General features: G+C 68.1%; 20 protein-coding genes and 2 pseudogenes. 6 read left to right on the top strand and 16 right to left on the bottom strand.

The annotated features are described in order from the left end of the window. Positions 1 to 214 precede the first annotated feature (214 nt). From ACNQS7_RS08655 to ACNQS7_RS08630, 6 genes and pseudogenes are all read left to right on the top strand, one after another. Positions 215 to 4,291: pseudogene (locus ACNQS7_RS08655) on the top strand (PPE family protein); the annotation flags it as partial. A 2,453-nt stretch (positions 4,292 to 6,744) separates the two neighbouring features. Continuing rightward, positions 6,745 to 7,299, top strand: a complete 555-nt coding sequence (locus ACNQS7_RS08650; RefSeq protein ID WP_418015933.1) for an alpha/beta fold hydrolase — start codon at positions 6,745 to 6,747, stop codon at positions 7,297 to 7,299. A gap of 18 nt (positions 7,300 to 7,317) precedes the next feature. After that, positions 7,318 to 8,685 (top strand): glutamine synthetase family protein, encoded by a 1,368-nt coding sequence (locus ACNQS7_RS08645; RefSeq protein WP_418012234.1) that lies wholly within the window; start codon positions 7,318 to 7,320, stop codon positions 8,683 to 8,685. Then, complete coding sequence (locus ACNQS7_RS08640; RefSeq protein ID WP_418012233.1) at positions 8,666 to 9,427, top strand: gamma-glutamyl-gamma-aminobutyrate hydrolase family protein; 762 nt, start codon at positions 8,666 to 8,668, stop codon at positions 9,425 to 9,427. The genes ACNQS7_RS08645 and ACNQS7_RS08640 overlap by 20 nt, the downstream gene beginning before the upstream one ends. After that, positions 9,424 to 10,791: an aldehyde dehydrogenase family protein gene (locus tag ACNQS7_RS08635; protein WP_418012232.1), complete on the top strand. Its 1,368-nt coding sequence runs from the start codon at positions 9,424 to 9,426 to the stop codon at positions 10,789 to 10,791. Before ACNQS7_RS08640 ends, ACNQS7_RS08635 begins: the two co-directional genes overlap by 4 nt. Continuing rightward, positions 10,788 to 11,564, top strand: coding sequence for a 3-oxoacyl-ACP reductase (locus ACNQS7_RS08630; protein WP_418012231.1), 777 nt, complete (start codon positions 10,788 to 10,790; stop codon positions 11,562 to 11,564). The genes ACNQS7_RS08635 and ACNQS7_RS08630 overlap by 4 nt, the downstream gene beginning before the upstream one ends. 4 nt (positions 11,565 to 11,568) lie before the next feature. Here the strand turns inward: ACNQS7_RS08630 and ACNQS7_RS08625 are convergent, their stop codons facing one another. From ACNQS7_RS08625 to ACNQS7_RS08550, 16 genes and pseudogenes are all read right to left on the bottom strand, one after another. Next, on the bottom strand, positions 11,569 to 12,519 hold the full coding sequence (locus ACNQS7_RS08625; RefSeq protein ID WP_418012230.1) for a PPE family protein: 951 nt from the start codon (positions 12,517 to 12,519) through the stop codon (positions 11,569 to 11,571). 117 nt (positions 12,520 to 12,636) lie between these two features. Next, the gene (locus ACNQS7_RS08620) at positions 12,637 to 13,752 is read right to left on the bottom strand and encodes an alkaline phosphatase family protein (protein WP_418012229.1); all 1,116 of its coding nucleotides are present in this window, start codon (positions 13,750 to 13,752) and stop codon (positions 12,637 to 12,639) included. Positions 13,753 to 13,773: 21 nt separating this feature from the next. Next, positions 13,774 to 14,480, bottom strand: a pseudogene (locus ACNQS7_RS08615) (DUF6390 family protein). 20 nt (positions 14,481 to 14,500) lie between these two features. Continuing rightward, positions 14,501 to 15,637 (bottom strand): hydrogenase formation protein HypD, encoded by a 1,137-nt coding sequence (gene hypD, locus ACNQS7_RS08610; protein ID WP_418012228.1) that lies wholly within the window; start codon positions 15,635 to 15,637, stop codon positions 14,501 to 14,503. Positions 15,638 to 15,645: 8 nt separating this feature from the next. Beyond that, on the bottom strand, positions 15,646 to 15,918 hold the full coding sequence (locus ACNQS7_RS08605) for a HypC/HybG/HupF family hydrogenase formation chaperone (RefSeq protein ID WP_418012227.1): 273 nt from the start codon (positions 15,916 to 15,918) through the stop codon (positions 15,646 to 15,648). 20 nt (positions 15,919 to 15,938) lie between these two features. Continuing rightward, positions 15,939 to 17,051, bottom strand: coding sequence for a hydrogenase expression/formation protein HypE (hypE, locus tag ACNQS7_RS08600; protein ID WP_418012226.1), 1,113 nt, complete (start codon positions 17,049 to 17,051; stop codon positions 15,939 to 15,941). Then, positions 17,048 to 17,710, bottom strand: a complete 663-nt coding sequence (locus ACNQS7_RS08595; RefSeq protein ID WP_418012225.1) for a D-sedoheptulose-7-phosphate isomerase — start codon at positions 17,708 to 17,710, stop codon at positions 17,048 to 17,050. The genes hypE and ACNQS7_RS08595 overlap by 4 nt, the downstream gene beginning before the upstream one ends. Positions 17,711 to 17,712: 2 nt before the next feature. Next, the gene (locus tag ACNQS7_RS08590) at positions 17,713 to 18,423 is read right to left on the bottom strand and encodes a HypC/HybG/HupF family hydrogenase formation chaperone (RefSeq protein ID WP_418012224.1); all 711 of its coding nucleotides are present in this window, start codon (positions 18,421 to 18,423) and stop codon (positions 17,713 to 17,715) included. Beyond that, the gene (hypF, locus tag ACNQS7_RS08585) at positions 18,420 to 20,726 is read right to left on the bottom strand and encodes a carbamoyltransferase HypF (protein ID WP_418012223.1); all 2,307 of its coding nucleotides are present in this window, start codon (positions 20,724 to 20,726) and stop codon (positions 18,420 to 18,422) included. The genes ACNQS7_RS08590 and hypF overlap by 4 nt, the downstream gene beginning before the upstream one ends. 1 nt (position 20,727) lies before the next feature. Further along, positions 20,728 to 20,979, bottom strand: a complete 252-nt coding sequence (locus ACNQS7_RS08580) for a HypC/HybG/HupF family hydrogenase formation chaperone (protein ID WP_418012222.1) — start codon at positions 20,977 to 20,979, stop codon at positions 20,728 to 20,730. Beyond that, positions 20,979 to 21,482: a hydrogenase maturation protease gene (locus ACNQS7_RS08575; RefSeq protein ID WP_418012221.1), complete on the bottom strand. Its 504-nt coding sequence runs from the start codon at positions 21,480 to 21,482 to the stop codon at positions 20,979 to 20,981. Before ACNQS7_RS08575 ends, ACNQS7_RS08580 begins: the two co-directional genes overlap by 1 nt. A gap of 14 nt (positions 21,483 to 21,496) precedes the next feature. Then, positions 21,497 to 21,616 carry a DUF6893 family small protein gene (locus tag ACNQS7_RS08570; protein WP_371934961.1) on the bottom strand — a complete coding sequence of 40 codons (120 nt, stop codon included), beginning with the start codon at positions 21,614 to 21,616 and terminating at the stop codon, positions 21,497 to 21,499. Then, positions 21,604 to 22,920, bottom strand: a complete 1,317-nt coding sequence (locus ACNQS7_RS08565) for a hypothetical protein (RefSeq protein ID WP_418012220.1) — start codon at positions 22,918 to 22,920, stop codon at positions 21,604 to 21,606. The genes ACNQS7_RS08570 and ACNQS7_RS08565 overlap by 13 nt, the downstream gene beginning before the upstream one ends. Beyond that, on the bottom strand, positions 22,917 to 23,573 hold the full coding sequence (locus ACNQS7_RS08560) for a DUF6084 family protein (RefSeq protein ID WP_418012219.1): 657 nt from the start codon (positions 23,571 to 23,573) through the stop codon (positions 22,917 to 22,919). The genes ACNQS7_RS08565 and ACNQS7_RS08560 overlap by 4 nt, the downstream gene beginning before the upstream one ends. After that, complete coding sequence (locus ACNQS7_RS08555; protein ID WP_418012218.1) at positions 23,570 to 24,193, bottom strand: DUF5947 family protein; 624 nt, start codon at positions 24,191 to 24,193, stop codon at positions 23,570 to 23,572. Before ACNQS7_RS08555 ends, ACNQS7_RS08560 begins: the two co-directional genes overlap by 4 nt. Then, positions 24,190 to 25,059 (bottom strand): NifU family protein, encoded by an 870-nt coding sequence (locus ACNQS7_RS08550; protein WP_418012217.1) that lies wholly within the window; start codon positions 25,057 to 25,059, stop codon positions 24,190 to 24,192. The genes ACNQS7_RS08555 and ACNQS7_RS08550 overlap by 4 nt, the downstream gene beginning before the upstream one ends. Positions 25,060 to 25,062 lie beyond the last annotated feature (3 nt).

Here is a 25,062-nt window from a genome sequence, read left to right as displayed (position 1 = left end):
CGAAATGCCGGAGCTCAGCACCGCGTCGCATGAATTCAAATGCGCGCATTCGCTCCGTCTAATTTAGAAGTCCGTTCCACGAATTCGGATATCGGATAGTCGCATTTGTTGTAGCTTGACGGCTCGGGCTGAAATCTGGAGGCGGTATGGTGCGACCTTTGCACACCTGGACGATCCAAGCGCCGGGTGCGCCTGGTTGCTCCCGGGATTTGTCGTGAGCTTCCTGACCTTCCCGCCGGAGATCAACTCCGCGCGAATCTTCACTGGTGCCGGGCCGGGGCCGATGCTGGCCGCCGCGACGGCGTGGGGTGGTTTGTCCGACGAATTAGTCTCCGCTGCAGCGTCTTTCGACTCAGTCACGGTAGGGCTGGCGGGCGCCTGGCAGGGCCCGTCGGCGGCGGCGATGGCGAACGCCGCAGCCCCTTATGTGGGCTGGCTCAACGCGGCGGCGGCCGGGGCAGAGGAGATCGCCGGGCAGGCGCGGGTTGCCGCCGGAGCCTTCGAGGCGGCCAGGGCCGCGACGGTGCATCCCGCCGCCCTGGTGGCCCATCGAAGCCAATTGTTGTCACTCGTTTTCTCGAACTTGTTCGGGCAGAACGCGCCGGCCATCGCGGCGGCCGAAGCCGCCTATGAGCAAATGTGGGCGCAGGACGTGGCGGCGATGGCGGATTATTATTCGTCGGTTTCGGCCGCCGTTGCTCAATTGATGCCCTGGCAGAGTTCGCTGCAGGACCTGGCCGGCCGGGTCGCCGGGTTGCTGGGGATCGGAGGAAAAGCGTCGGCAGCCAGTCCCGTGGCGGACAGCAGCGCCGAACAGACCGCCGCCGCTGCCGCGCAGGGTGGCGCCGCTGCCGCCGGCGACCCGGTCGCGGCGCCGAGGCTTGCCGCCGCCCCGCTGGCCGCCGGCATCGGCAACCAAGGCAGTGGCAACAGCGGCAATGGCAACAGAGGCAACAACAACGTCGGCAACGGCAACCGAGGCGACGGCAACGGGGGCAGTGGCAACATCGGTTCGACCAACGGCGGCAGCGGCAACCGGGGCACCGGTAACGCCGGCGACGGCAACATCGGCGATAACAATGTCGGCAGTGGCAACACCGGTAACACCAATCAGGGCAACGGTAACCAGGGCAACGACAACAGGGGCGACGGCAACCGCGGCAACAGCAACGCCGGCAGCGGCAACACCGGCAGCGGCAACGTGGGCAACGGCAACCAGGGCAGCCTCAACGACGGAGACGGCAACAAGGGCGGCTCCAACAAGGGCAGCGGCAACAACGGCACCAGCAACCAGGGCAACGGCAACCAGGGCAGCACCAACGGCGGTGACGGCAATCGCGGCCTCTTCAACACCGGCAGCGGCAACACCGGCAACACCAACGCCGGCAACGGCAACACCGGCAACGCGAACGCGGGTGACGGCAACAACAACACCAGCGATATCACCCACGGCAACGCCGGCGACGGCAACCTGGGCGGCGGAAACGCCGGAGACGGCAACAAGGGCGGCAACAACCAGGGCAGCGGCAACATCGGCGACGCCAACATCGGCGATGGCAACCACGGCAACGGCAATCAGGGCAACGGCAACCTGGGTAACACCAATGCCGGAATCGGCAACGAAGGCAACAACAACGGCGGAAACGGCAACCTGGGCAACGGCAACACCGGCGACGCCAACAAGGGCGACAACAACTTCGGCAAGGGCAATCTGGGTAACACCAACGCCGGCGACGGCAACAAGGGCAACGCCAACGGCGGCTCGGGGAACCTGGGCGACCAGAATGTCGGCAACGGAAACAAGGGCTCCAACAACGCCGGCCAGGGCAACGCAGGCACCAACAACACCGGCGACGGGAACCTGGGCAGCGGCAACACCGGACTGGGCAACGCCGGTGACAACAACACCGGCGACGGGAACAAGGGCAACACCAACGCCGGGTTCGGCAACACCGGCAACAACAACCAGGGCAGCGGCAATCGGGGCAACGACAACCTCGGCAACGGCAACTTCGGCAACGCCAACACCGGCCTGGGTAACCGTGGCGACAACAACGCCGGAAACGGCAACCTGGGCAACGGAAATTCCGGCTTCGGCAACAAGGGCAACGGCAACCAGGGCTCCGGCAACCAGGGCAACAACAACGTCGGCCACGGCGACATCGGCAGTAACAACATCGGTAACGGCAACATCGGCAGCGGGAACGCCGGTAGCGGCAATCGTGGTTTCGGATTGGGGACCGGCGACAACAACCAGGGCAGCGGCAACCAGGGCAGCAACAACGTCGGCAGCGGCAACATCGGCAACGGCAACACCGGCAGCGGCAACCGCGGCATCGGGCTGGGGACCGGCGACAACAACCAGGGCAGCGGCAACCAGGGCAGCAACAACGTCGGCAACGGCAACATCGGCAACGGCAACGCCGGCAGCGGCAACACCGGCAGCGGCAACGCCGGGAGTGGCAACGCAGGCAGCAACAACCAGGGCAGCGGCAACTACGGCAGCGGCAACGCCGGAGATGGCAACCGCGGCAACGGCAATGCCGGCAGCGGCAACGTCGGCAACAACAACCCCGGAATGGGCAACACCGGCAGCGGCAACGAGGGCGGCGGCAACAACGGGACCGGAAACCAGGGTTGGGGCAACACCGGCACCAACAACATCGGCTTCGGCAACACCGGAAACAACAATTTCGGGCTCGGGCTCACCGGCGACAACCAGGTCGGCATCGGCCGTCTCAACTCGGGGTGGTTCAACCTCGGCCTGGGCAACTCCGGAAACTTCAATATCGGCTTCGGGAACTCCGGCAGCGGAAACATCGGCTTCGGAAACTCGGGCAACTACAACATCGGCTTCGGAAACGCCGGCAGCGGAAACCTGGGCTGGTGGAATGGCGGCAACGGCAACACGTTTGCGATGAACGCCGGCAACTTCAACACCGGACTCTGGAACGCGGGGAACCTGAACACCGGGCTGTGGAACTCCGGAAGCAACGACACCGGGTTGTACAACGCGGGCAGTACGAACACCGGTCTGTTCAACTCGGGCAGCACGAACACCGGAATGTACAACTCGGGCAGCACCAACAGCGGAAACTACAACTCCGGCAGCACGAACACCGGACGGTACAACTCAGGTGGCACCAACACCGGCAACTACAACTCGGGCGGCACCAACACCGGTGACTTCAATGCCGGCGGCACCAACACCGGCAACTACAACGCCGGTGGCACCAACACCGGCAACTACAACTCGGGCGGCACCAACACCGGGGATTTCAATGCCGGCGGCACCAACTACGGCAGCTACAACGCCGGTGGCACCAACACCGGCAACTTCAACTCGGGCGGCACGAACACCGGCGACTTCAACTCGGGCGGCACCAACGCGGGCTACTACAACTCCGGTGGCACCAACTCCGGCAATTACAACTCCGGTGGCACCAACACCGGCCACTACAACGCGGGCGGCACGAACACCGGTAACTACAACTCCGGTGGCACCAACACGGGCAACTACAACTCCGGTGGCACCAACACCGGTGACTACAACTCGGGTGGCACCAATACCGGTAACTACAACTCGGGCAACACCAACACGGGCAACCTTAATTCCGGCAACACCAATACGGGCAATCAGAACTCGGGCAACACGAACACCGGAAACCTCAACTCCGGCAACACCAATACCGGCAATCAGAACTCGGGCAACACCAACACCGGGAACCTGAACTCGGGCAACACCAACACCTACGGTGACGCAAGCCGGCCCGACGGCTACAACTCGGGCGACACCAACACCGGCAGCTACAACTCCGGGAACACCAACACCGGTAACTCCAACTCGGGCAACACCAATACCGGCGACCTCAACTCGGGCAGCACCAACACCGGTGCGCGCAACTCGGGCAACACGAACACCGGAAACCTCAACTCCGGGAACACCAACACCGGCAACGCCAACTCGGGCAACACCAACACCGGCAACTTCAACTCCGGTAACACCAACACCTACTTCAACCCCAGCTCGCCGGACGGATTCAACTCCGGCGACACCAACACCGGCAGCTACAACTCCGGTGACACCAACACCGGTTTCCGCAACTCGGGCAACACCAACACCGGCACCGGCAACTCCGGCAACACCAACTCCGGCGACTTCAACTCCGGCTTCACCAACACCGGCGACCGCAACTCCGGCAACACAAACACCGGCAACGCCAACTCCGGCAACACCAACACCGGCAACAACAACTCCGGCTTCACCGACACCGGCAACGGAAACTCGGGCAACACCAACAGATTCGACTTCAACTCCGGCAACACCAACACCGGCAACAACAACGCCGGCTTCACCAACACCGGTGACGGCAACAGCGGAAACACCAACACCGGGGCCAACAATTCGGGTAAGACCAACACCGGCACCGGCAACAGCGGCGATACGAACAGCGGAGCCAACAACTCCGGCAACACCAACACCGGCGACGGCAACAGCGGGAACACCAATAGCGGCGACAACAACGCGGGCAACACCAACACCGGCAACGGAAACCGCGGAAACACCAACACCGGCAACGACAACACCGGCAGCACCAACACGGGCGACAGGAACAGCGGTAACACCAACACCGGCAACGACAACTCCGGTAACACCAACACCGGTGACAGAAACTCCGGCAGCTGGAACGTCGGCAACGACAACACCGGCAACGGCGCGCCGGTCGGAGCCTCGGGGACCGGAAACGGCCTCGGCTCTTCCGGTTTCGGCAATACCGCGGCGTCGGGTACTTCCGGTTTCGGCAACGACCTGAGCAACGGCACATCGGGTGCCGGCAACGGCGGGCTGGGCGGTGGTAACTCGGGGCTCAACAACGGCGGCGTAGGCGGCGGAAACTCGGGAGTCGGCAACGGCGGTTTCGGCAGCTCGGGCAACTCCGGCAAAGACAACGGCGGCTTCGCCAACGGGGGCAACTCGGGCACGAACAACGCCAGCCCGGGCGGCGGCAACTCCGGCTCCGGCAACAACGTGGCCGGGGGCGGAAACTCCGGCAACCTCAACCGCGGCGTCGGCGGCGGTAACTCGGGTACCAACAACAGCGGTGCCGGTGGCGGCAACGCCGGTTCCAACAACTCGGGCAGCAACGGCAGCTCCGGCGAGGGCAACCAGGGCAGCGGCGGAAACTCCGGCTTCAGCAACAGCGGCTCCGCCGGACAATCCGGGACCGGCAACAGCGGCGGCGCCGGCAACTCCGGCACCAACAACAACGGTTCGCTCGGCAGCTCGGGACAGGCCAACAGCGGCGCCGGCGGCAACTCGGGGACCGGCAACAACGGCAGCGCCGGCAACTCCGGCAACGGCAATTCCGGCAGTGCCGGAAACTCGGGTTTCAGCAACAGTGGCGGCGGCGGTAATTCCGGCACCAACAACACCGGCGCCACGTTCGGCAGCTCGGGCGCCAACAACTTTGCCGCAGGCGGCAATTCGGGGACCAGCAACTCCGGCAGCGGCGGTAATTCCGGCACTGGCAACTCCGGCAGCGCCGGCAATTCCGGACTGAACAACCAAGGTAGCGGCGGCAACTCCGGCACCAGCAACACCGGCGCAACCTTCGGGAGCTCGGGGCTTAACAACTCAGCGGCCGGCGGCAGCTCGGGCACCGGCAACAACGGGTCCGCCGGCAACTCGGGCTTCAACAACAACGGCAGCGGTGGACAGTCCGGCACCGGCAACAACGGTGGCGCCGGCACCTCCGGTTCCGGCAACAACGCGGCAGGCGGCAGCTCCGGCTCCAATAACAACGGCACTGCGGGCAATTCGGGCACCGGGAACAACGGCAGCGCGGGCAACTCGGGCTCGGGCAACAACGGCAGCGCGGGCAGCTCGGGTGCCAACAACAACGCCATCAGCTTCGGCAGTTCCGGAACCGGGAACATCGCCGCCTCCGGTAGCTCCGGCTCAGGCAACTCCGGCAGCGGCGGAGACTCGGGCACCGACAACGCCGGCAGCGCGGGCAGCTCCGGCAACAACAACAACGGCACCGCAGGCAGCTCGGGCAGCGGCAACGTCGGCGGCGGCAACGCCGGTTCGGGCAACATCGGCTTCGGCAGCTCGGGCGGCACCAACATCGGCGCCGGCAGTTCCGGCACCAGCAACCCCGGGGCGGGCAACGCGGGCACCGGCAACGTCGGTGCCGGGACGTCCGGCATCAACAACCCCGGCACCGGCAGCTCTGGTAACCAGAACTTCGGCTTCGGCACGTCCGGCAACTACAACGCCGGCGCCGGGAACTCCGGCACTTTCAACCCGGGCGCGGGCAGTTCAGGCCTGTTCAACATCTACGCGGGCGACTCCGGCTATCTGGCGTCCGGACTGGGCAACTCGGGCCTGCTCACGCTGGGCGCCGGAAACTCCGGCGCCGTGACCCCGGGTGCCGGGAACTCGGGCTGGCTGCTGGCGGGGTTGGGGAATTCGGGAACGCTGAATCTGGGCTCGGCGCTGTCCGGCCTGACCAACCTCGGCGCCGCCAATTCGGGACTGCTCAATGCCGGCACGACCCTGTCGGGCTTCGTCAACGTCGGCGTCTACAACGCCGGTCTGCTGGACATCGGTTATCTGCCGCGGGCGCTCTATGTCGGCAATCTGGCATTCGAGGTTGCCACCTTCCTTCTCCGGCAACTGACGGGTCTGCTTCCCGGCGTGTAAACCAGGGCCATTGGGCGTAGTTTGGCGGGGTGTCCAGGATGATGACCACCCTCGACGGGTTCTCTGTGCACGTGGGGATCGCCGGTCCGGAAAAAGGCGTCGTGGTGGTGATACTCGGCGCCGAGCAACGCGCGGTGTCGGCCTACGACGCGATCTGCGAGCGACTGCACACCGCCTCGCTGCGAACGGTCGTCATCGCCGCGGACCCGCGCTTGACGGTCAAGTCGGTGATCGGCATCCTCGACGCTCTCGGGATCGGCTGGGCCGTGGTGGTGGGTGACCGGGACGGGGCCGAGCTGGCCTGGGAATTGGCGGCCACCCGACTGGGCCGGTTCGCCGGCCTGGTCGTCATCGATCGCGGGCACCCTGCGGTGGCCGGCGGCGACGGGGCGGTTCGCGACGACCAATGTCCGCCGGTGGAGATCGGCACCACCATGCTGGTGAGTTCACCCGCCGCGCGATCCGCGGCCCGCGACAGTCAACGGCTGGTGCTCTCCGACTACCGCGTCGTGGACCTGGCCGGTCGCCGCAACGCTCAGGAGTCGACAGCGCAGTTGGCCACCGAGATCGTGCTGCGCACCAGCGCCTGGTAGGCGCGGGGGTCAAGCCAAGTGCCACAACATGATTCGTCACGACTGCCGCTGACTGAACTGGTGCAGCTGGTGGGCACCGGCGACATCGACACGGTCATCGTCGCGTTCACCGACATGCAGGGCAGGCTGGCCGGCAAACGGGTGGCCGGCCGGTTCTTCGTCGACGAGGTGGCCGCGCACGGGGCTGAGTGCTGCAGCTATCTGGTGGCCGTCGACGTCGACCTCAACACCGTGCCCGGCTATGCCATGTCGAGCTGGGAAACCGGTTACGGCGACATGGTGATGACACCCGACCTGTCCACGTTGCGGCTGATGCCGTGGCTGCCTGGCACGGCGCTGGTGATCGCGGACCTGAGCTGGGCCGACGGCAGCCCGGTGGCCGTGTCGCCGCGCGCGATCCTGCGCCGCCAGCTGGACCGGCTGGCGGAGCGCGATCTGATCGCCGACGTCGCCACCGAGCTGGAGTTCATCGTGTTCGAACAGTCCTACCGTGCGGCGTGGGCCGGCGGCTACCGGGACCTGACACCGGCCAGCGATTACAACATCGACTACGCGATCATGGCGTCTTCGCGGATGGAGCCGCTGCTGCGCGATATCCGGCTGGGCATGCAGGGCGCGGGTCTGCGGGTCGAGGCCATCAAAGGCGAATGCAACAACGGACAGCAGGAAATCGGCTTCCGCTACGACGAGGCGCTGGTCACCTGCGACAACCACGCCATCTACAAGAACGGCGCCAAGGAGATTGCCGACCAGCACGGCAAGAGCCTGACGTTCATGGCCAAATACGATGAGCGCGAAGGCAACAGCTGCCACATTCACCTGTCGTTGCGCGGCCCGGATGACAGTGCGGCGTTCGCCGACGGCAGCGGCGGGATGTCGGCCACCTTCCGCAGCTTCGTTGCCGGACTGCTCGCCACGATTCGCGAACTCACATTGTTTTTCGCGCCGAACATCAACTCGTACAAGCGTTTTGCCGACGGCAGCTTCGCTCCGACGGCGGTGGCCTGGGGGATGGACAACCGTACCTGCGCGCTGCGCGTGGTGGGGCACGGGCGCAGTATCCGGGTGGAATGCCGGGTGCCGGGCGGCGACGTCAACCAGTATCTGGCGGTCGCCGCGTTGATCGCCGGCGGGCTGTACGGTATCGACCGGGGCCTCGAGCTTGGTGAGCCCTACGCGGGCAACGCCTACGACGCGCGGGATGTCCAGCGGCTGCCGGCCACGCTGGGCGAGGCTGCGACGCTGTTCGGGGATTCGGCGCTGGCGCGGGAGGCCTTCGGCGACGACGTGGTCGCGCACTATCTGAACAACGCGCACGTGGAACTGAAGGCGTTCAACGCCGCGGTCACCGACTGGGAGAGGATTCGTGGCTTTGAACGGCTTTAGCTTCGACGGTGGCGACCCGCCACGGGAGTCCCCGGTCGTGGGCCTGTCGATGTATCTCGAGCGGGTGCGCACGGGAGTCTGGGATATCCCTGCCGCCTACCTGCCTGCCGACTACTTCGAGGGCGTGACGCTGGCCGGTGGGATACCGGTGTTGCTGCCGCCGCAACCGGTGAACTCCGGGGCGGTGAACCGCCTGCTCGACAGCCTGGACGCGTTGGTGATCACCGGCGGCTACGACCTGGACCCCGCGGCCTACGGACAGCAACGGCACGAGAGCACCGACGAGCCCCGCACCGATCGCGACGCCTGGGAGTTCGCGTTGCTGCGCGCGGCGCTGGACCGGCGGTTGCCCGTGCTGGGCATCTGCCGCGGCGCCCAACTGCTCAACGTCGCGTTCGGCGGCACCTTGCACCAGCATCTGCCCGAGGTGATCGGTCACTCCGGCCATCGTGCGGGCAACGGTGTGTTCAGCCGGCTGCCGGTGCGCACGGTGCCCGGCACCAAGGTGGCGGCGGTGCTCGGCGAGACCGCCGACGTGCCGTGCTACCACCATCAGGCCATCGACACGGTGGGGGATCAACTGGTGGTCGGCGCGTGGGACACCGACGGCGTCGTCGAGGCGGTGGAGCTGCCCGGGGATGCGTTTGCCCTTGCCGTGCAATGGCATCCGGAGAAGTCGTTGGACGACCTGAGATTGTTCACCGCCCTGGTCGACGCCGCGCGATCGTACGCCGCGGCATGACCTCCACCCAGCTGGTCAATCCCGCCACCGAGGAGATACTGCGCTCTGTCGAGCACGTCGATGCCGCCGCCGTCGACGATGCGGTGGCCCGGGCGACCGCAGCGCAGCGGCGGTGGGCGCGGCTGGCGCCGGCCGAACGCGCCGCCGGGCTGCTCGCGTTCGCGGCCGCCGTCGACACGCACCTGGACGAGCTGGCCGCGCTGGAGGTGGCCAACTCCGGACACCCCATCGGCTCGGCGCGGTGGGAGGCGGGAAACGTACGCGATGTGCTGCGGTACTATGCCGCGGCCCCGGAACGGTTGTCCGGCAAGCAGATTCCCGTAGCCGGCGGCATCGACGTCACTTTCAACGAGCCGATGGGTGTGGTGGGGGTGATCACGCCGTGGAACTTCCCGATGGTGATCGCGACCTGGGGCATCGCGCCGGCGCTGGCCGCGGGCAACGCGGTGCTGGTCAAGCCCGCCGAGTGGACACCGCTGACCACCCTGCGGCTCGGTGAGCTGGCCGTCGAGGCGGGACTGGACGCGGACCTGTTGCAGGTGCTGCCGGGACAGGGCTCGGTGGTCGGGGAGCGGTTCGTCACCCACCCCGGCATCCGCAAGGTCGTGTTCACCGGATCGACCGCGGTGGGCAAGAAGGTGATGGCCGGTGCGGCGGCGCATGTCAAACGCGTGACGCTGGAACTGGGTGGCAAGAGCGCCAACATCGTGTTCGCCGACTGCGATCTGGAGCGGGCCGCCGCGACGGCGCCGGGCGGGGTGTTCGACAACGCCGGTCAGGACTGCTGTGCGCGCAGCCGAATCCTGGTGCAGCGCAGCGTCTACGACCGGTTCATGGAGCTGCTCGAACCGGCGGTGCATGCCGTGGCGGTCGGGGACCCCACCTCGGACCAGACCGAGATGGGCCCGCTGGTGTCGCGTGCCCACTGGAACAAGGTGGCTTCCTACGTTCCCCCGAATGCGCCTGTCGCGTTTCGCGGCACCGCGCCCACGGGTCCCGGATTCTGGTTCCCGCCAACGGTTCTCACCCCACAGCGCAACGACCGCAGCGTCACCGACGAGATCTTCGGGCCGGTCGTCACGGTCCTGGCCTTCGACGACGAGCACGATGCGGTCGCACTGGCCAACGACACCGAATACGGTCTGTCCGGTTCCATCTGGACCGACGACCTGTCGCGCGCCTTGCGTGTGTCGCGGGCGGTCGAAGCCGGCAACCTGTCGGTGAATTCGCATTCCTCGGTGCGCTACAACACCCCGTTCGGCGGGTTCAAACAATCCGGTGTGGGCCGTGAACTCGGGCCCGACGCCCCAATGCATTTCACCGAGACCAAGAACGTGTTCATCGCCATCAAGGAGGAGCAGTGATCGACCTGAGTCGGCGGCTGGCGGGCCGGGTGGCGGTCATCACCGGCGGCGGCAGCGGCATCGGCCTGGCCGCGGCGCGGCGCATGCACGCCGAGGGTGCGACCGTCGTGATCGGCGACATCGACGCCGAGGCCGGTGGTGCCGCCGCCGAGGAACTCTCCGGATTGTATGTGGCCGTTGATGTTTCCGACGAGGAGTCGGTGAACAAGCTGTTTGACGGCGCCGCACACGCCTGTGGGTCGATCGACATCGCATTCAACAACGCCGGCATCTCGCCGCCGGAGGACGACCTGATCGAGAGCACCGAACTCCCGGCGTGGCAGCACGTCCAGGACGTCAACCTGAAATCGGTGTACCTGTGCTGCCGGGCCGCGCTGCGGCACATGGTGCCCGCCGGCAAGGGGTCGATCATCAACACCGCGTCCTTCGTCGCGGTGCTGGGCTCGGCGACCTCGCAGATCTCCTACACCGCCTCCAAAGGCGGCGTGCTGGCCATGTCGCGGGAACTCGGCGTGCAGTTCGCCCGCCAGGGCATCCGCGTCAACGCGCTGTGCCCCGGCCCGGTCAACACACCGCTGCTGCAGGAGCTTTTCGCCAAGGACCCGGAACGGGCCGCCCGCCGGCTGGTGCACGTGCCGCTGGGGCGTTTCGCCGATCCTGACGAAATCGCCGCTGCCGTAGCATTTTTGGCCAGTGACGATGCGTCGTTCATCACCGCGTCGACGTTCCTGGTGGACGGCGGCATCAGTTCCGCCTACGTGACCCCGCTGTAGCGGCTCAGGAATAGACCAGCCGACCGTTGACGGCCAGGCCTCCGATCGTCCGCATCCGCCGGGCCGAGCAGTAGAGGTCGACGACGGCCGCCGTGGGCGGCTCCGCGGCGCCCCATTCCGGTGGCACCGACAGCCGGCCGATGGACATTCCCTTGCCCCAGGTCGCCCGGACCGGCGGCGGGGTCTTGCGCACCACCACCATGGCCGGACCCCTGCCGAGGAAGTTGAGCAGGTGCATCGGGAACTTGACCGGCACGGCAAGGCAACTCAACCTGGCCAGTGACGAAGACACCGCCGCAAGAGCGGTGCCGACGGACGTCAGCGGGGAGGCCGACAGGGACTGCAACACCTGCGGTATCGCGGAAATCAGTTGCGACCCGGCGGACATCATCTCGGGATCGCCGGCCGCACCGAGCTGGGCCGGTACCGGCAGGTCAAGGGCCAGCGGGCCGGAGGTGAACGGCGTCACCCGCGAGGCTTCGGCAGAGGCTTCTGCGTAGGTGTACATCGCCTCGACGTCGCGGGCCCACATCTGCTCGTAGCGCGCGTCCATCGCGGCGATGGTCTGGGTGTCCTGACTCAACGCGTTGCCGGCGGCCAGCGACGCCCGGTGGGACCGGTTGGCCGCGATCACCGGCGGGGGCACCACCGCGGCGTGGGCTTCCTGATAGGCGGTCGCGGCCGCCCGCGCGTGGCCGGCGGTCTGCCTGCTTTTCGCCGCCGCGGCGTTGAGCCACCCCAGGTAGGGAGTCGCGGCCTGGGTCATCGCGATGGCGGCCGTGCCCTGCCAGCCGCAGTTCAGCTTGGCGGTCACGCTTCGGAATCCGTCCGCCGCCTCGTCGAGCCCGTCGGCCACGTTGCTCCAGGCGGTGGCGGCGGCCAGCAGCGACTCGGCGCCGGGACCCGAATGCATGCGCGCCGAATGGACTTCCGGCGGCACCTGGCCGTAGTCCATCGCTACATCTCCCGCCCACGGAACATCCTCCGGGCAGCGATCACGGCCCGCAGTTCCACCATTTCGAACCTATCGCGGTGGAGATCGTACGATCGGGCAAACGAGATTTGAGTTTGATTAGAGCAATTCGATCAGCGGGATGGCCATCTCGGCCGGGGTCGCCGCACCGTGGAAGCCCACCAGGCGCGCTGATTCCGGCGGTTCGTGGCCGGTCGCCAGCACCGCCGACCCGCCGGTGCACACCACCACAACATCGCCGATCCGGGGTAGATGAGCGGGGCTGACCGGTCCGAACAGTCCCGCGGCGACGGCCTGGTCGCGGGTGTAGACGTCCGCGCGGCCGGCCAGGCGTTCTGACCAGGTGGCCACCACATCGGCGGTGGCGCCGGGCTCGGTGTGCAGATAGCGCACTCGCGGCTCGCCGGCGACCACCCTGATTCCGGCGGCCAGCAGCGGGTCGGCGTCCATGTCGATGCGGGCGTCCGCGGCGACATTCAGGCCGCCATGGTCGGCGGTCACCAGCAGCGCCGCGTTGGCGGGCAGCGACTCGGCCAGGCGGGTCAGCAGCGCATCGACGCGCGCCGCGGCCTCGTGCCACTCGGGTGACCCGACGCCGAATACGTGCGCCATGGTGTCCAGGTCTGCGGTGTAGCCGTAGACCAGTCCGGGTGTCGCGCGCAGTTCGTCGAGCAACCGCCCGGCGTAGTCGTCGTCGGCGTGCGTGGGTACGAACAGGGCGCCGTGGTAGGCGGCTTCGGTCAGTCCACTGCCGATGAACCATTCCGGCAGCAGGGCGCGGGCCTTGACCCCAGCATGCGTCAGGCGGTCGAACCACGTTGGGAGAGGCTGCCATTCGTCGACCGGCGGTTCGTCGCGCCACCTGATGTGGTTGAGCACTCGGTCGGTGCCCGGGATGTTGAGGGTGAAACCGAGGATGCCGTGCTGCCCGGGCAGGGCGCCGGTGCCCAGCGACACCAGGCTCGTCGGGGTGGTGGACGGAAAGGTGCAGGTCAATTCACGCAACCGTCCCGTGCCGCCGCTCAGCACGGAAGCCAGCAGCGGAGCGTCGTGCACGAGATCCGGCAGCAGGTGAAAGCCGAGCCCGTCGACCAGCACGAGCATGACCCGGTCGACGTCCCCGACCGACTCCACCAGGCCGAGCGTGTCTACCGCGCCGGATACGCCGAGCAGGGCCGCCGCGCTGGGCAGCACGTCGCAGATGGAACCGGGCACGAGGGCAAGTTTGACATGGAATCAGCTACCGAGACGATGGTTGGTCACCCGCAGCTGCCGGTCTGTGCTGTCGGCCAGCGCGCGCACCTGGTCGGGCTGCAACCTCCCGCACAACCGGCCCCAGTGCACGGCGACATCGTCGCCGGCCGCCACGTCCGGCACCGCGCAGTACCCGTCGGCCCACACGTCGAGGATCCGGGGGCAGGCTCGGCCAATGCGAGTGTTCGGCCGTCCCACACCAGCTGCCGGCACAGCACCTCGATCGCGTCACCGGAACGCGACAGGACGGTGCCCCAGGTGATCCGGCAACTGTCCAGCACGTGCAGCGGATGCTGATCCATTCCGCGCCCCAGGAAGCGCGTCCAGGGATATACACCGAAGACGTGGAAGCAGTGATTGCCGGCCGCCTCGTTCGCCAGGTCGGGGGTCAGATGCGACCAGTACCGGCCGGCCTGGGGGCCGATGATGGCCAGCAACGCCTCGAAGAACCGGGTACCGGGCAGCGCGGCACCGACACCGCCGCCGAGCCAATACGATTCGACCAACCGATAGTCCAGCGGATCGGTGATACCGGTCAGCCGCGACAACACCCGCAGATAGGGCCAGGCGCCGGAGAACCCGCGCGCCGCATGGAGCACATCCTCGACCGCGCCGTCGCGCAGGGTGCCACCCAGCGGGGGACCGCAGTAGCCGAGTGCGTTGGGCGCGTAGGCGTATCGGGCGAACATCTCGGCGCCGGCGGCATCCGTCACTTCGTGGCCGACCCCACCAGCTTGGCGGCGTCACGGTGCATGCGACCGAAGTTGTAGTAGGCCGCACACGCCCCCTCGGGGGACACCATGCAGGTGCCGATCGGTGTCTCCGGAGTGCATGCGGTACCGAAAACCTTGCACTCCCAGGGCTTGAGCACGCCCTTGAGCACTTCGCCGCACTGGCACGCCTTCGGGTCCGCGACCCGCACCCCGGGCATCGAGAATCGTTGTTCGGCATCGAATTCCGCGAAGTCGTCGTGCAGGCGCAGCGCGCTCTGCGAGATGAAACCGAGCCCGCGCCATTCGAAGTGCGGACGCAACGCGAACACGGTGCCCATCAGCTTCAGCGCGGCGGGGTTGCCGTGCTCCGGCACCACCCGCTTGTACTGGTTCTCCACCTCGCAACGGCCCTCGCGGATCTGCCGAAGCAGCATCGCGACCGATGCCAGGATGTCCAGTGGTTCGAAACCCGCCACCACCAACGGCTTTCGGTAGACGTCCGGGACGAACCGGTAGGGCCGGTTGCCGACCACCGTGGACACGTGGCCTGGGCCGATGAACCCGGACAGGCGCAGGTCCGGCGATTCCAGGATCGCCTTGATCGGCGGCACGATCGTGACGTGGTTGCAGAACACGCTGAAGTTGGACAACCGCAGCTCCCGTGCGCGCACCAGCGTCACCGCGGTGGACGGAGCGGTGGTTTCGAAGCCGATCGCGAAGAACACCACCTGGCGGTCGGGATTGTCGAGCGCGATCTTCAGCGCGTCCAAGGGGGAGTAGACGAACCGTACGTCGGCGCCTCGTGCTTTCGCGTCGAGCAGGCTGCCCGCCGAACCGGGTACCCGCATCATGTCGCCGAAGCAGGTGAAGATCACGCCGGGTTGGCCGGCCAGCCACATCGCGTCGTCGATGCGGCCCATCGGAATCACACAGACCGGGCAGCCCGGCCCGTGCACCAGTTCGACGTTGTCGGGCAACAGGTGTTCGATGCCGTGCCGGTAGATGGTATGGGTGTGCCCGCCGCACACTTCCATGAACTTGAAGTGCCCGGGACCGGTTCCGGCGAGATGTTCGATCGCCGTCAGCAGCGTGCGGGCCGCCGCGGGATCCCGGAATTCGTCGACGAATTTCATTGCGCCCCCTAGACGATCGCGGAAGAGTCGAAGGCTTCCAGCTCGGTGGTATAGGCCTCGCCGAGCTTCTTGATGGCCGCCAGCGTCAGCAGCGCCTCGGTCTCGTCGATCTTGGCCATCGCGAAGCCGACGTGCACCAGCACCCAGTCGTCGGGCTGCGGCGGGTCACCTTCCAACAGGCGCACGCTGATGGTGCGTTGCACGCCGCTGACGTCGACCTTGGCCAACTGGTTTGCCGGATCGGTGATTGCGACGATCCGGCCCGGAATACCCAGGCACATCGGCAGTCTCCTTTCTGGTTTCAGCAGATTCGGGGCAGCGGGTCACCGACCAGCATGTCGACGATCCGGGTGCCGCCGAATCCGGTTCGTAGCAGCACGCTTTCGCGCGGTTCGGTCACGATCTCCCCGACGTCGGCGGCATCGACTCCCAAGGGGTGCGAGCGCAGGGCTGCCAGACCCGCATCGGCTTCCCCGGCCGCGACGACGGCGATGAACTTTCCTTCGTTGGCGACATACAGCGGGTCGATGCCCAGGAGTTCACACGCCCCGTTGACCGTCGGCCGCACCGGCAGGCGTTGCTCGTCCAGCAACACCCCGAGCCCGCAGGACTGCGCGAGTTCGTTGCAGACGGTGCCCACTCCACCCCGCGTCGCGTCGCGCAACCACCGGGTGTTCGGCGCGGCGGCCATCAGCAGTTCGACGAGTGGGCTCAGTGACGCTGTGTCCGAGGCGATGTCGGCCTCGATGGCCAGGTCGCCCCGGGCCAGCAGAACGGCCATGCCGTGATCGCCCATCGGGCCCGACAGCAGCACTCTGTCGCCGGCCCGTACCGCGGTGGCCGTCAGGGTGCGCTCCGCGGGTATGACGCCGGCGCCGGTGGTGGTGATGAACACGCCGTCGGCCGCACCGTTGGGCACCACCTTGGTGTCACCGGTGACGATCTGCACACCGGCGTCGGCGGCCGCGGACGCCATGTCCGCCACGATCTCTCGCAGCTCCGCGATCGGGAAACCCTCTTCGAGTACGAACGCCGCCGAGATCCAGGACGGCACGGCGCCGGCCATCGCGAGGTCGTTGCAGGTGCCGTGCACGGCAAGGGCTCCGATCGAGCCGCCCGCAAACCGTCTGGGCTGCACGACGAATGAGTCGGTGGACATCGCGACCCGCTGACCGCCGGGCAGGGTGAGCACCGCGCCATCACCCAGCGACTCGAGCAGCGGGTTGCGAAAGGCATCCAGGAAGACGGCGTCCACCAGTGCCGCCGAGGCTTTGCCGCCGGCCCCGTGTGCCAGCGTGATGTGCTCGTCGAGCAAGCGGGGACGTCGCCTGCGGAACGTTTCGATGCGTTCGATCACCTGGCCCTCGGCGAACCGCGGTCCCGATGAAAGGTATTCGTCTGCCCTGTCTTTCATGCTACCCCCACCGTCTGATCACACTTGTCCTGAACTGCCAGCCAGAGCCGGTAACCGAGCAGGGCCTGGGCTTCCTGGATCCGGTGCACGCTCTGGGACGCAACGGTGAAGCAGGCGTCCACATCCGGGTTGCCGGCGAACGCGCCGCCGTCGTAGCCGGCGAATCCGACGGTGTACAGATCGCGTCGGCGGGCCTCGGCGAGCGCGGTGAGCAGGTTCGGTGAGTTGCCGCTGGTGGACATGGCAACCGCGATGTCGCCGGGCTGCGCCCGAGCGATCAGCTGCCGGGCGAACACCAACTCGAACCCGACGTCGTTGCCCAGCGCGGTGACGATGGCCTGGTCGGTGGTCAAAGACCAGGCGGGCAGGGGTTTTCCGGTGGGTGGCCGGGCGAACAAGCCCGCCAGCGTGGTGCAGTCGGTGCTGCTGCCGCCGTTGCCGAAGGTGAACATCCGTGCGCCCGCGCCGAAACGGCGGGCCAGTTCGGTTGCGGCCCGGGCCAGCAGGTCGGCATTGGCGGCCAGCGTGGCGCGCCGTACCGCAAGGCTCTCGGCGGCTTTGGCCCGGGCGGACGCGGCCAGGTCCGCCAACAGCGATTCGGGGTTGTCCTCCTGCGCGTCGATGAACGGGTACAGGAAGTCGGTGGGTTCGTGCTGCATGATCAGACCTCCTGTCCGGTGCGCGAAATCGCCGTTCCCGCATGCACCAGCACCAGGTCGCCGGTGGCGACCGGTCCGACCAGGGTGGTCAGCACCGTCTCGGTGCCCCGTGCCGTACGCACGGCGGCATGGTCGCGGTCCGTCGCGGCCAGCACCTCGCCGAGTCGTCCCTCGTCGCTGCAGGTGACGCAAACGTCCTCGGCGGCTTCTGTTTTCAACAGGCCGGGGTGTTCGAAACACACGTGCGTCAGTTCCCAGAGCAGGTGGTAGAACAACACGAAGCCGCCCATCGCGGGCACCCGGGGATCGGGATCGTCCGACCACAGCACATGATCGGCGGCGCCGGGCTCGGGCCGGGCGCCGCTGCCGATCCAGATCGTGGTGGCACCCCAGGCCGGGCTGCGAAGCATCACCGATCGCACGTCGGGATCGTCGGCGCGGGCGACCGCGATCACCAGGTCGCCGGGGCGTACCGAGATTCGCACCAGGTCCACCAGGTCCGGCCCGGTCAGCGCGACCGCCGGCAGCGCCCGCTTGCCCACGATCACCGGATGGACGAATTCGACCGCGATGTGCCCGGCATGCGGTTCCCACGACGGCGCGACCGACCACATGGTGGCGCCCGCCGCGAACCGCCTGGCGACGGTGAAAGCGGCTCCCGCCAGGTCGGCGGCCAGATCGGCGCCGAGTTCGCGATCCATGACGGTGCTCATCGGTGTTCCTCCGCTCGCGCGATCAGCATCGAGACCGCGGCCTGGCCCAGCGCCAGCCCGCCGTCGTTCGGCGGGACGAGACGGTGGGTCAGTACCTCGAAATCCCTGTCGTGCAGGCGGTTCAGACACTTTTCAAGTAGCAGCACGTTCTGAAACACGCCCCCGGTGAGGCCGACCAACCGGGTCGGCCCCGCCACCCGGCACACCAACTCGGCCACCGCATCGGCCACTGCCCGGTGAAAGCCCGCGGCCAGCGCTGCCGGTGGCACCCCATCGCGCAGCGCCGCCACCATCGCCCGCACCATCGGAGCCGGGTCGATCATCGCGTCCGCGCCGATAGCGCATTCCAGCGGCGCGGGGGCCGCCGCCGTCTGCGCCAGAGCCTCCAGTTCGACGGCGGCCTGTCCCTCGTAGTCGATCCGCTGCCGCACGCCCAACAGGGAGGCGACCGCATCGAACAACCGGCCCATGCTCGAGCACGGCACGCAAGCCGTGCCGGTGTCCAGAAGAGATCGCAGCAGCCGCAATTCACCGGTCGTGGCGGCGATGACGGGCGCCAGGTCGCCATCCCAGCCGATCCCGGCCTGCCGCAGCTGGGACAGGGCCATCCGCCAGGGATTGCGCACCGCCGCGTCGCCGCCGGGCAGCGGCACCGGGCGCAGCCGCCCGGACCGCCGGAACCGGTGACTGTCGCGGCCCAGGGTGAGAATCTCCCCGCCCCAGACCGTTCCGTCGCATCCGTAGCCGGTGCCGTCGAAGGCCACGCCGACGATCGGCTCGCCGAGTCGCCCGTGCTCGGCGAGCAGCGAGACGACGTGTGCGTGGTGGTGCTGGACGAGGTCCAGTGGCCGGCCCTCCCGGTGGCGTTCGGCCCAGGCGCGGGTGTGGTAGCCGGGGTGCAGATCGGCGGCCAGTCGTGCCGGGCGGCCGCGCATCTCGCTGAGTTGGCCCACCGCCTGCTCGAAGGCTCGCAGGGTCTCGTAGCGGGCCATGTCGCCGATGTGCCCGGACAGGTAGGCGCGCGAACCGTCGGTGAGGCAACAGGTGTTCTTCAATTCGCCGCCCACGGCCAGCACCGGGGGGCCGTCGATGCCGAGAGCGACGGGCAGCGGCGCATAGCCACGCGAACGCCGGATGGGTAGTTCACCCCCCTTGCGCACGCGCACCACCGAGTCGTCACAGGGCACGTGAATGGGCCGGTCGTGGTCGAGGACGGCGTCGCACAACCGCGGAAGGCGTCGCGCGGCATCCTCTTCGGTGAAGCAGATGGGCTCCTCGGACCGGTTGGCGCTGGTCATGACCAGGGCATCCAGCGGCCCGTCGAGCAGCAGATGATGAACGGGGGAGTAGGGCAGCATCAGGCCGATCAACGGATTGCCGGGCGCGACGGCCTCGGCCACCGGAGCGTCCGGCCGGCGGCGCAGCAACACGATCGGCCGCGCCGGACCGGTCAACACCGCGGCCTCGGTATCGTCGACGAACGCATACCGCCGCGCCACCGCCACGTCGCGCACCAGAACGGCAAAAGGTTTGCTGCCGCGTGACTTTCGGGCCCGTAGCCCGCGGACCGCCGATTCGTCATCGACCACACAGGCCAGGTGGTAGCCGCCGATACCCTTGACGGCGACCAGGGCTCCGTCAGCCAACGCCAGCCGGGTTGCCGCCGCGGCGCCGGGTCCCCGGGTGCGCCCGTCGGGCGAGTCGAACCACAACGAAGGTCCACAGTCCGGGCAGGCGATGGGCTGGGCGTGGAACCGCCGGTCGGTGGGGTCGTGGTACTCGGCGGCGCACCGTCGGCACATGGCGAAGCCCGACATGGTGGTGACGGGGCGGTCATAGGGCAGTGACCGGATGATCGTGAAGCGCGGGCCGCAGTTGGTGCAGCTGATGAACGGGTGCCGGTGGCGGCGGTCGCGCGGATCGAACATCTCGGCCAGACAGTCGTCGCACACCGCGACATCGGGTGGGATCGGTGTCGCCGGGCCGCGCACGGCCTGGCTGTCCACAATGCGGAACGCGGGTGCGGGGCCGTCGCGGACTCCGATGTCGGTCACCGACACGGAACCGACCCGGGACAGCGGAGGCGCTTGATCACGCAACCGGCGGGCGAACTCGTCCACCCGAGGGGACTCACCCTGCACTTCGAGAAACACCGCGCCCGAATCGTTTCCGACGAAGCCTGTCAACCCCAGCTCGGTCGCGAGGCGGTGTACGAACGGGCGGAAGCCGACCCCCTGAACCACGCCGGTCACCGTGATGCGTCGCCGTACGTCCTCGGGCCGGGTCAGGGGGGCGGTGGTCACCTCAGCTGCCCTCCGGAACGGGTCCCGAGCCCATCATCTGCAGGCCGGCCAGCGCCTGCTCGGCGCCGGCGCGGTCGGTCTTCTCCACGGCGAAGCCCATGTGGATGATCACCCAGTCGCCGGGCTCGAAGGTCTCCTCCGGCAGCATCCCGACGTTGACCTTGCGCTGGCGGCCGGTGACGTCGACGAGGGCCAGCTGTCCCTCGTAGCCCTCCAGCATCCCGATCACCTGGCCGGGAATCCCGAGACACATCAGCACTCCTGCTCCGCCGGCGCCGAATTCTGCAGCGCGGCAACGATTCTGTGCACCGCGCGGACCGCACGGGGCACCGCGGCGGCTACCGGTTCGCTCAGGCCCAGGTGCTCCTCGACGCTGCCGGCCTCGCAGCCGACGATCACGGTGTAGGGCGGGTTGCCGCCCAACGCCCGCAGGCTGGCGAACACGGTCTGCGGGTCCATGCTGTGCGCGTCCAAACCCGTTGCACCGCATTCGCCGTCGTGGTCGGCCTGGAAGACGTGCAACATGCCCGGCGTGCCGCGGCCGGGTATCGCGTCGACCAGGACGAGCGCGTCCCACGCGTCGAGCAGGTCGTAGGCCAGATGCATGCCTCCGATGCCGTAGTCGACGACGCGCACGTCATCGTGCCCGATCTCGGTGCCCGCCTGTACGACAAGCTGATGTGCCACCTCGGAGCCGAAGCCGTCGTCACCGAGGAAGATGTTGCCGACGCCGGCTACCAGGATTCGCGCTGTCACGGGCCGTCCCGCCCCTACATGCGCCGCAATCGCAGGTACCGCTTGGCATCCGGCAGCGAGGCCACACCCAGGCCCACCGCGGCCGCGACGACCAACGCGATCAGAGCGAGGAAAATCCAGCCTAAGACGTCCATGACGGGTTCCTTTCGGTGAGCGGTTCGATTTCGTCGGGGGAGAAGTACAGGTAGCGGCCATACCAGTCGTGCAGTTCGGCAGCCGGGTCGTCCTCCACCACCACGGCCACATGTTTGTTGCCCTCGACGTCCTCGTGCACCGACGTGACGCGCGCGGTCTTGCCGGCCACGAAGATGTCCTGCGCGTCGGCGTTGCGCCGCGGCCGAAGCACGACCCGGCTGCCCCGGGCGACCCGAACCCCGTGCACCAGGACGGCGTCGACCTCGGGGCGAACCGCGTTGTCGGCCACTGGATCCCACCAGTCGACCCCGTCGGGTATCTCGGGGACGAGCCCGGCCGCGCGGTGCGGGTCGCGCAGCACACCGTGCAGGCGGCCCATGTCCTCGGCCGACATCGCGTCACACCGGTCGATGATCTGTGCCGCCCGCGCATCGGTGGCGCGGGCCTGGGCTTTCTCTTCGTCGGTCATCGTCATCACGCGCAGCGTGAGGATCTCGTCGATCTCGGTGCAGTCGAAGAGTGCGGTGCCGCTCTGTTCGGCCACTTCGGGGTGGTCGTAGAGGATGATCGGCGAGATCAGCAACATGTCGTGTGCGCCCGGTGGCCCGGCCAGCACCGGGAAACACCGATGCTGGGTGCACCGCGAGGCCGCGCCGGCCGCGCCGGCCGGGGGCTCCAGCAGTGAAACGAACTCGCCGTCAACGGCTTCGGCGATCACATGGGTGCCGATCATCGAGCGCGCCAGGGCATCTTTCTTGTCGGTGGCGGGCGCCCCGGTATTGGCCAGGTGCACGGAGATCCGGAGCAGGTCGCCGTCGGGCTCGGCGGAGACGGTGAGCCGGCCCCGCACCTCGTGCCGCTGGCGAACCAGGCGGCCACCGTCGACCGCTTCGATATCGGTTGCGGGCGTGGCTGTTACGGGCAGTGTCCAGGGCGCGTCGTTGAGGGGCAGCGGGCCGAAACACGTTTCGCACTCCACCGCTTCGTCCCAGGTCAGCCATGACCCGGCCGGGGTGGTCAGTTCGTCGACCGCCTCGAAGCCGTCGGCGACCGCGCGTTGCGCGTGGCGGCGCTGCAGTTGCAGGAAACGCACCACCAGGGTGATCGCGCCGGCGGAGCGGACCAGGAACTGGGCTGCCAGGGCGTCGTCCTCGCCGTGTCCGTCCGCGGCCGCGCCCGGCGGGCCGAGTACGCCGAATTGCCAACGGGATTGATTCTTGCTGGATGTCCCGCGATAGGGGTACAGCAGGTAGCCCTCGTACAGCACGGCGTCGGCGACGGCGCGGGCCCGGTCCCGGCTCATGGTGTCACCTCCCGCTGCTCGGCGTCTGCCAGCAGTGCCGCCACCGCATGGTCGAGGTCCAGCAGCCCGCGCACCGACTTGTATCCGGCCAGCGCCGACACGGTCTCATGTCTCAGGCGGACCCATCCGGTGCTGGGGTAATGCAGGGCGATGAGGTCGCGCCAGACGCTGACCGGCATGTCGTAGCGGTCCTCGCAGTCCCACGAGACCTGTTGCACCGAGAACCCGCGCGGTGATGTCACGAAAATGGTTCCGCTGAACAGGAATTGCAGGGGCAGGGTGCCGTGGTCGAGCGCGTGCAGGTATTTCGCGGCCGCGACCTCGAAGTCGTACGTGCACTCCAGTGGCAACGCCACCGTGGTGGTGCCGGAGAATCCGGGCACCATGGCGCCACAGTGTTGCCACAGGAAGGTGCGCTGGGTGGTCGCCCAGCGGTCCCGGGTGCCGAACAGGTCGGTGAGGCCGGCCGCCTCCTCGTCGTTGTAGGGCCGGCGCAGGGGTTCGATGCGCACCTGGCAACGCAGCGCGATCGCGTGCACGGGATCGCGCGGGCTGGCCACGACGCGGACGCGCGCGGTCAGCATCGGTGTGACGGCATACGGTTCGGGTGCCACGTCCAGCACCGCGAAGGACACGTCCAGGTGTTCGGTCATGGCGGTGTCTGACGAGCGCGCGCCGCGATCCGCGCGAAGAAACCGTCGATGAAGTCCCGCGCCTCCTGCCCCCCGTCGAATCCGCGCCACAGCATGCGCAGCCGGCCGACGAACTCATAGCAGGCGTCGATCGGCACCAGGAACGTCTGCGGCACTCCGGTTTCGGGTACCCGCACCAGGAGTGCCTCGACGTCGTCGGCCAGCAGGTCAACGCGGCGATCGGCGGCCCGAACGGCGTTCCACATGTCCAGGTCCAGCTCGGACTCGCATGCCCCGGCCGGCCCGGGATAGAACGCGACGGTGCGGCCCAGCGCCGAGTTGGTGAAGAAGAACGCCACCCCGACGGGAATCTGCATCGCCTCCCAGGCGCGCCGGTCGAGCGCGAAATCGGGGAACGCCAGATACCGGTCGGGGACCGCGCGGTAGCGCAGTTCGGCGTGCGGGTCGGTGAACAGCAGGTAGCAGCCGCGGCAGACGCACATCAATTGCCGGCCCGCCACGTTGACCACGTGCTGGTGCTCGTCGGCTATCGACTCCGCACACATCTCGCATCGCTCCCCGGCCTGCTCTTGACGTCGCGGGCTGCTGATGCGGGACAACACGTCGTAGGGGCTGGTCATGCCGAAGCCTCCAGCATTTCGCGCGGCAGCGCCACCGACAGCGCCCCGTCCCGGGTCAGCAGCGGCAACGGCTCGAGGTGGCAGCCGGGGCCTGCCCCGGCCTGGGTGACGTCGAATTCCGTTCCACAGCGCGGGCATTGGAGTAGTTTTCGGTGCAGCTGCGCACCCGCCAGCGTGTCGTCACACACCGGGCAGCGGTCCCGGTAGGTCAGGAGCTGTTCGTCCACTCGGCACGCCAGCACCGTGGCGTCAGCGACTAGGAAGCCGGCGACCTCGCCGGGTGCCAGGTCGGCCAACTCCGGCACCGGATGCCACTCCGTGCCACCGTCAGGGCGCAGGTGCGCCAGAAGTGATTGTGCCGGAATGACATCGGTGCGCTCAGCGGGAACCACCTCGATGTCAACGATCTCCGGCGCGGCGGCCCTTATCGCGTCCTCCACCGCCAGCTCCAACGTGACCGCCGAGGAGGGACAGCTCTTGCAGCTGCCCTGAAAGCGCAGCCGCACCGTCCCGCCGGCGACCTCGAGCAGCTCGACGTCGCCGCCGTGCGAGCCCAGGTAGGGCCGTACCCGGTCCAGCGCGTCACCCACCCGGCGCCGCGCGTCGTGCGGATGCAGGCCGTGGACCAGGAGCAGGCTGGCCACCAGGTCGTCGGTGGCCAGCCGCTCGGCCAACTGCGGACCTGCCTGGGCCATGATCCGTTGCAGTCCGGCCCCGTACAGGCCGACCACCTCCCGGACCAGCTGCTGCGCGCGGTCATGGGCGGCGGGCCCGCTCGTCGCGCAGGAATCCAGGAGCGTCTGGATCCGATCACCCGCAGCGCGCCACTGTGTCTCGTCCGCAGGGGATTCCGGGCGATCCACCATCTC

Source organism: Mycobacterium sp. 23 (assembly GCF_048287075.1).
GTDB lineage: Bacteria > Actinomycetota > Actinomycetes > Mycobacteriales > Mycobacteriaceae > Mycobacterium > Mycobacterium gordonae_B.
Note: the sequence above shows the minus strand (reverse complement) of the source record. Positions and strands in the feature narration are given on the sequence as shown.

What these genes read in the sequence shown, in the direction of transcription:
- ACNQS7_RS08580 (WP_418012222.1), bottom strand. Translation starts at nt 20,979, where the DNA reads ATGTGTCTCGGGATTCCCGGCCAGGTGATCGGGATGCTGGAGGGCTAC.
- ACNQS7_RS08590 (WP_418012224.1), bottom strand. Translation starts at nt 18,423, where the DNA reads ATGAGCACCGTCATGGATCGCGAACTCGGCGCCGATCTGGCCGCCGAC.
- ACNQS7_RS08565 (WP_418012220.1), bottom strand. Translation starts at nt 22,920, where the DNA reads ATGAGCCGGGACCGGGCCCGCGCCGTCGCCGACGCCGTGCTGTACGAG.
- ACNQS7_RS08635 (WP_418012232.1), top strand. Translation starts at nt 9,424, where the DNA reads ATGACCTCCACCCAGCTGGTCAATCCCGCCACCGAGGAGATACTGCGC.
- hypD (WP_418012228.1), bottom strand. Translation starts at nt 15,637, where the DNA reads ATGAAATTCGTCGACGAATTCCGGGATCCCGCGGCGGCCCGCACGCTG.
- ACNQS7_RS08550 (WP_418012217.1), bottom strand. Translation starts at nt 25,059, where the DNA reads ATGGTGGATCGCCCGGAATCCCCTGCGGACGAGACACAGTGGCGCGCT.
- ACNQS7_RS08595 (WP_418012225.1), bottom strand. Translation starts at nt 17,710, where the DNA reads ATGCAGCACGAACCCACCGACTTCCTGTACCCGTTCATCGACGCGCAG.
- ACNQS7_RS08570 (WP_371934961.1), bottom strand. Translation starts at nt 21,616, where the DNA reads ATGGACGTCTTAGGCTGGATTTTCCTCGCTCTGATCGCGTTGGTCGTC.
- ACNQS7_RS08555 (WP_418012218.1), bottom strand. Translation starts at nt 24,193, where the DNA reads ATGACCAGCCCCTACGACGTGTTGTCCCGCATCAGCAGCCCGCGACGT.
- hypE (WP_418012226.1), bottom strand. Translation starts at nt 17,051, where the DNA reads ATGAAAGACAGGGCAGACGAATACCTTTCATCGGGACCGCGGTTCGCC.
- ACNQS7_RS08650 (WP_418015933.1), top strand. Translation starts at nt 6,745, where the DNA reads ATGATGACCACCCTCGACGGGTTCTCTGTGCACGTGGGGATCGCCGGT.
- ACNQS7_RS08560 (WP_418012219.1), bottom strand. Translation starts at nt 23,573, where the DNA reads ATGACCGAACACCTGGACGTGTCCTTCGCGGTGCTGGACGTGGCACCC.
- ACNQS7_RS08605 (WP_418012227.1), bottom strand. Translation starts at nt 15,918, where the DNA reads ATGTGCCTGGGTATTCCGGGCCGGATCGTCGCAATCACCGATCCGGCA.
- ACNQS7_RS08625 (WP_418012230.1), bottom strand. Translation starts at nt 12,519, where the DNA reads ATGGACTACGGCCAGGTGCCGCCGGAAGTCCATTCGGCGCGCATGCAT.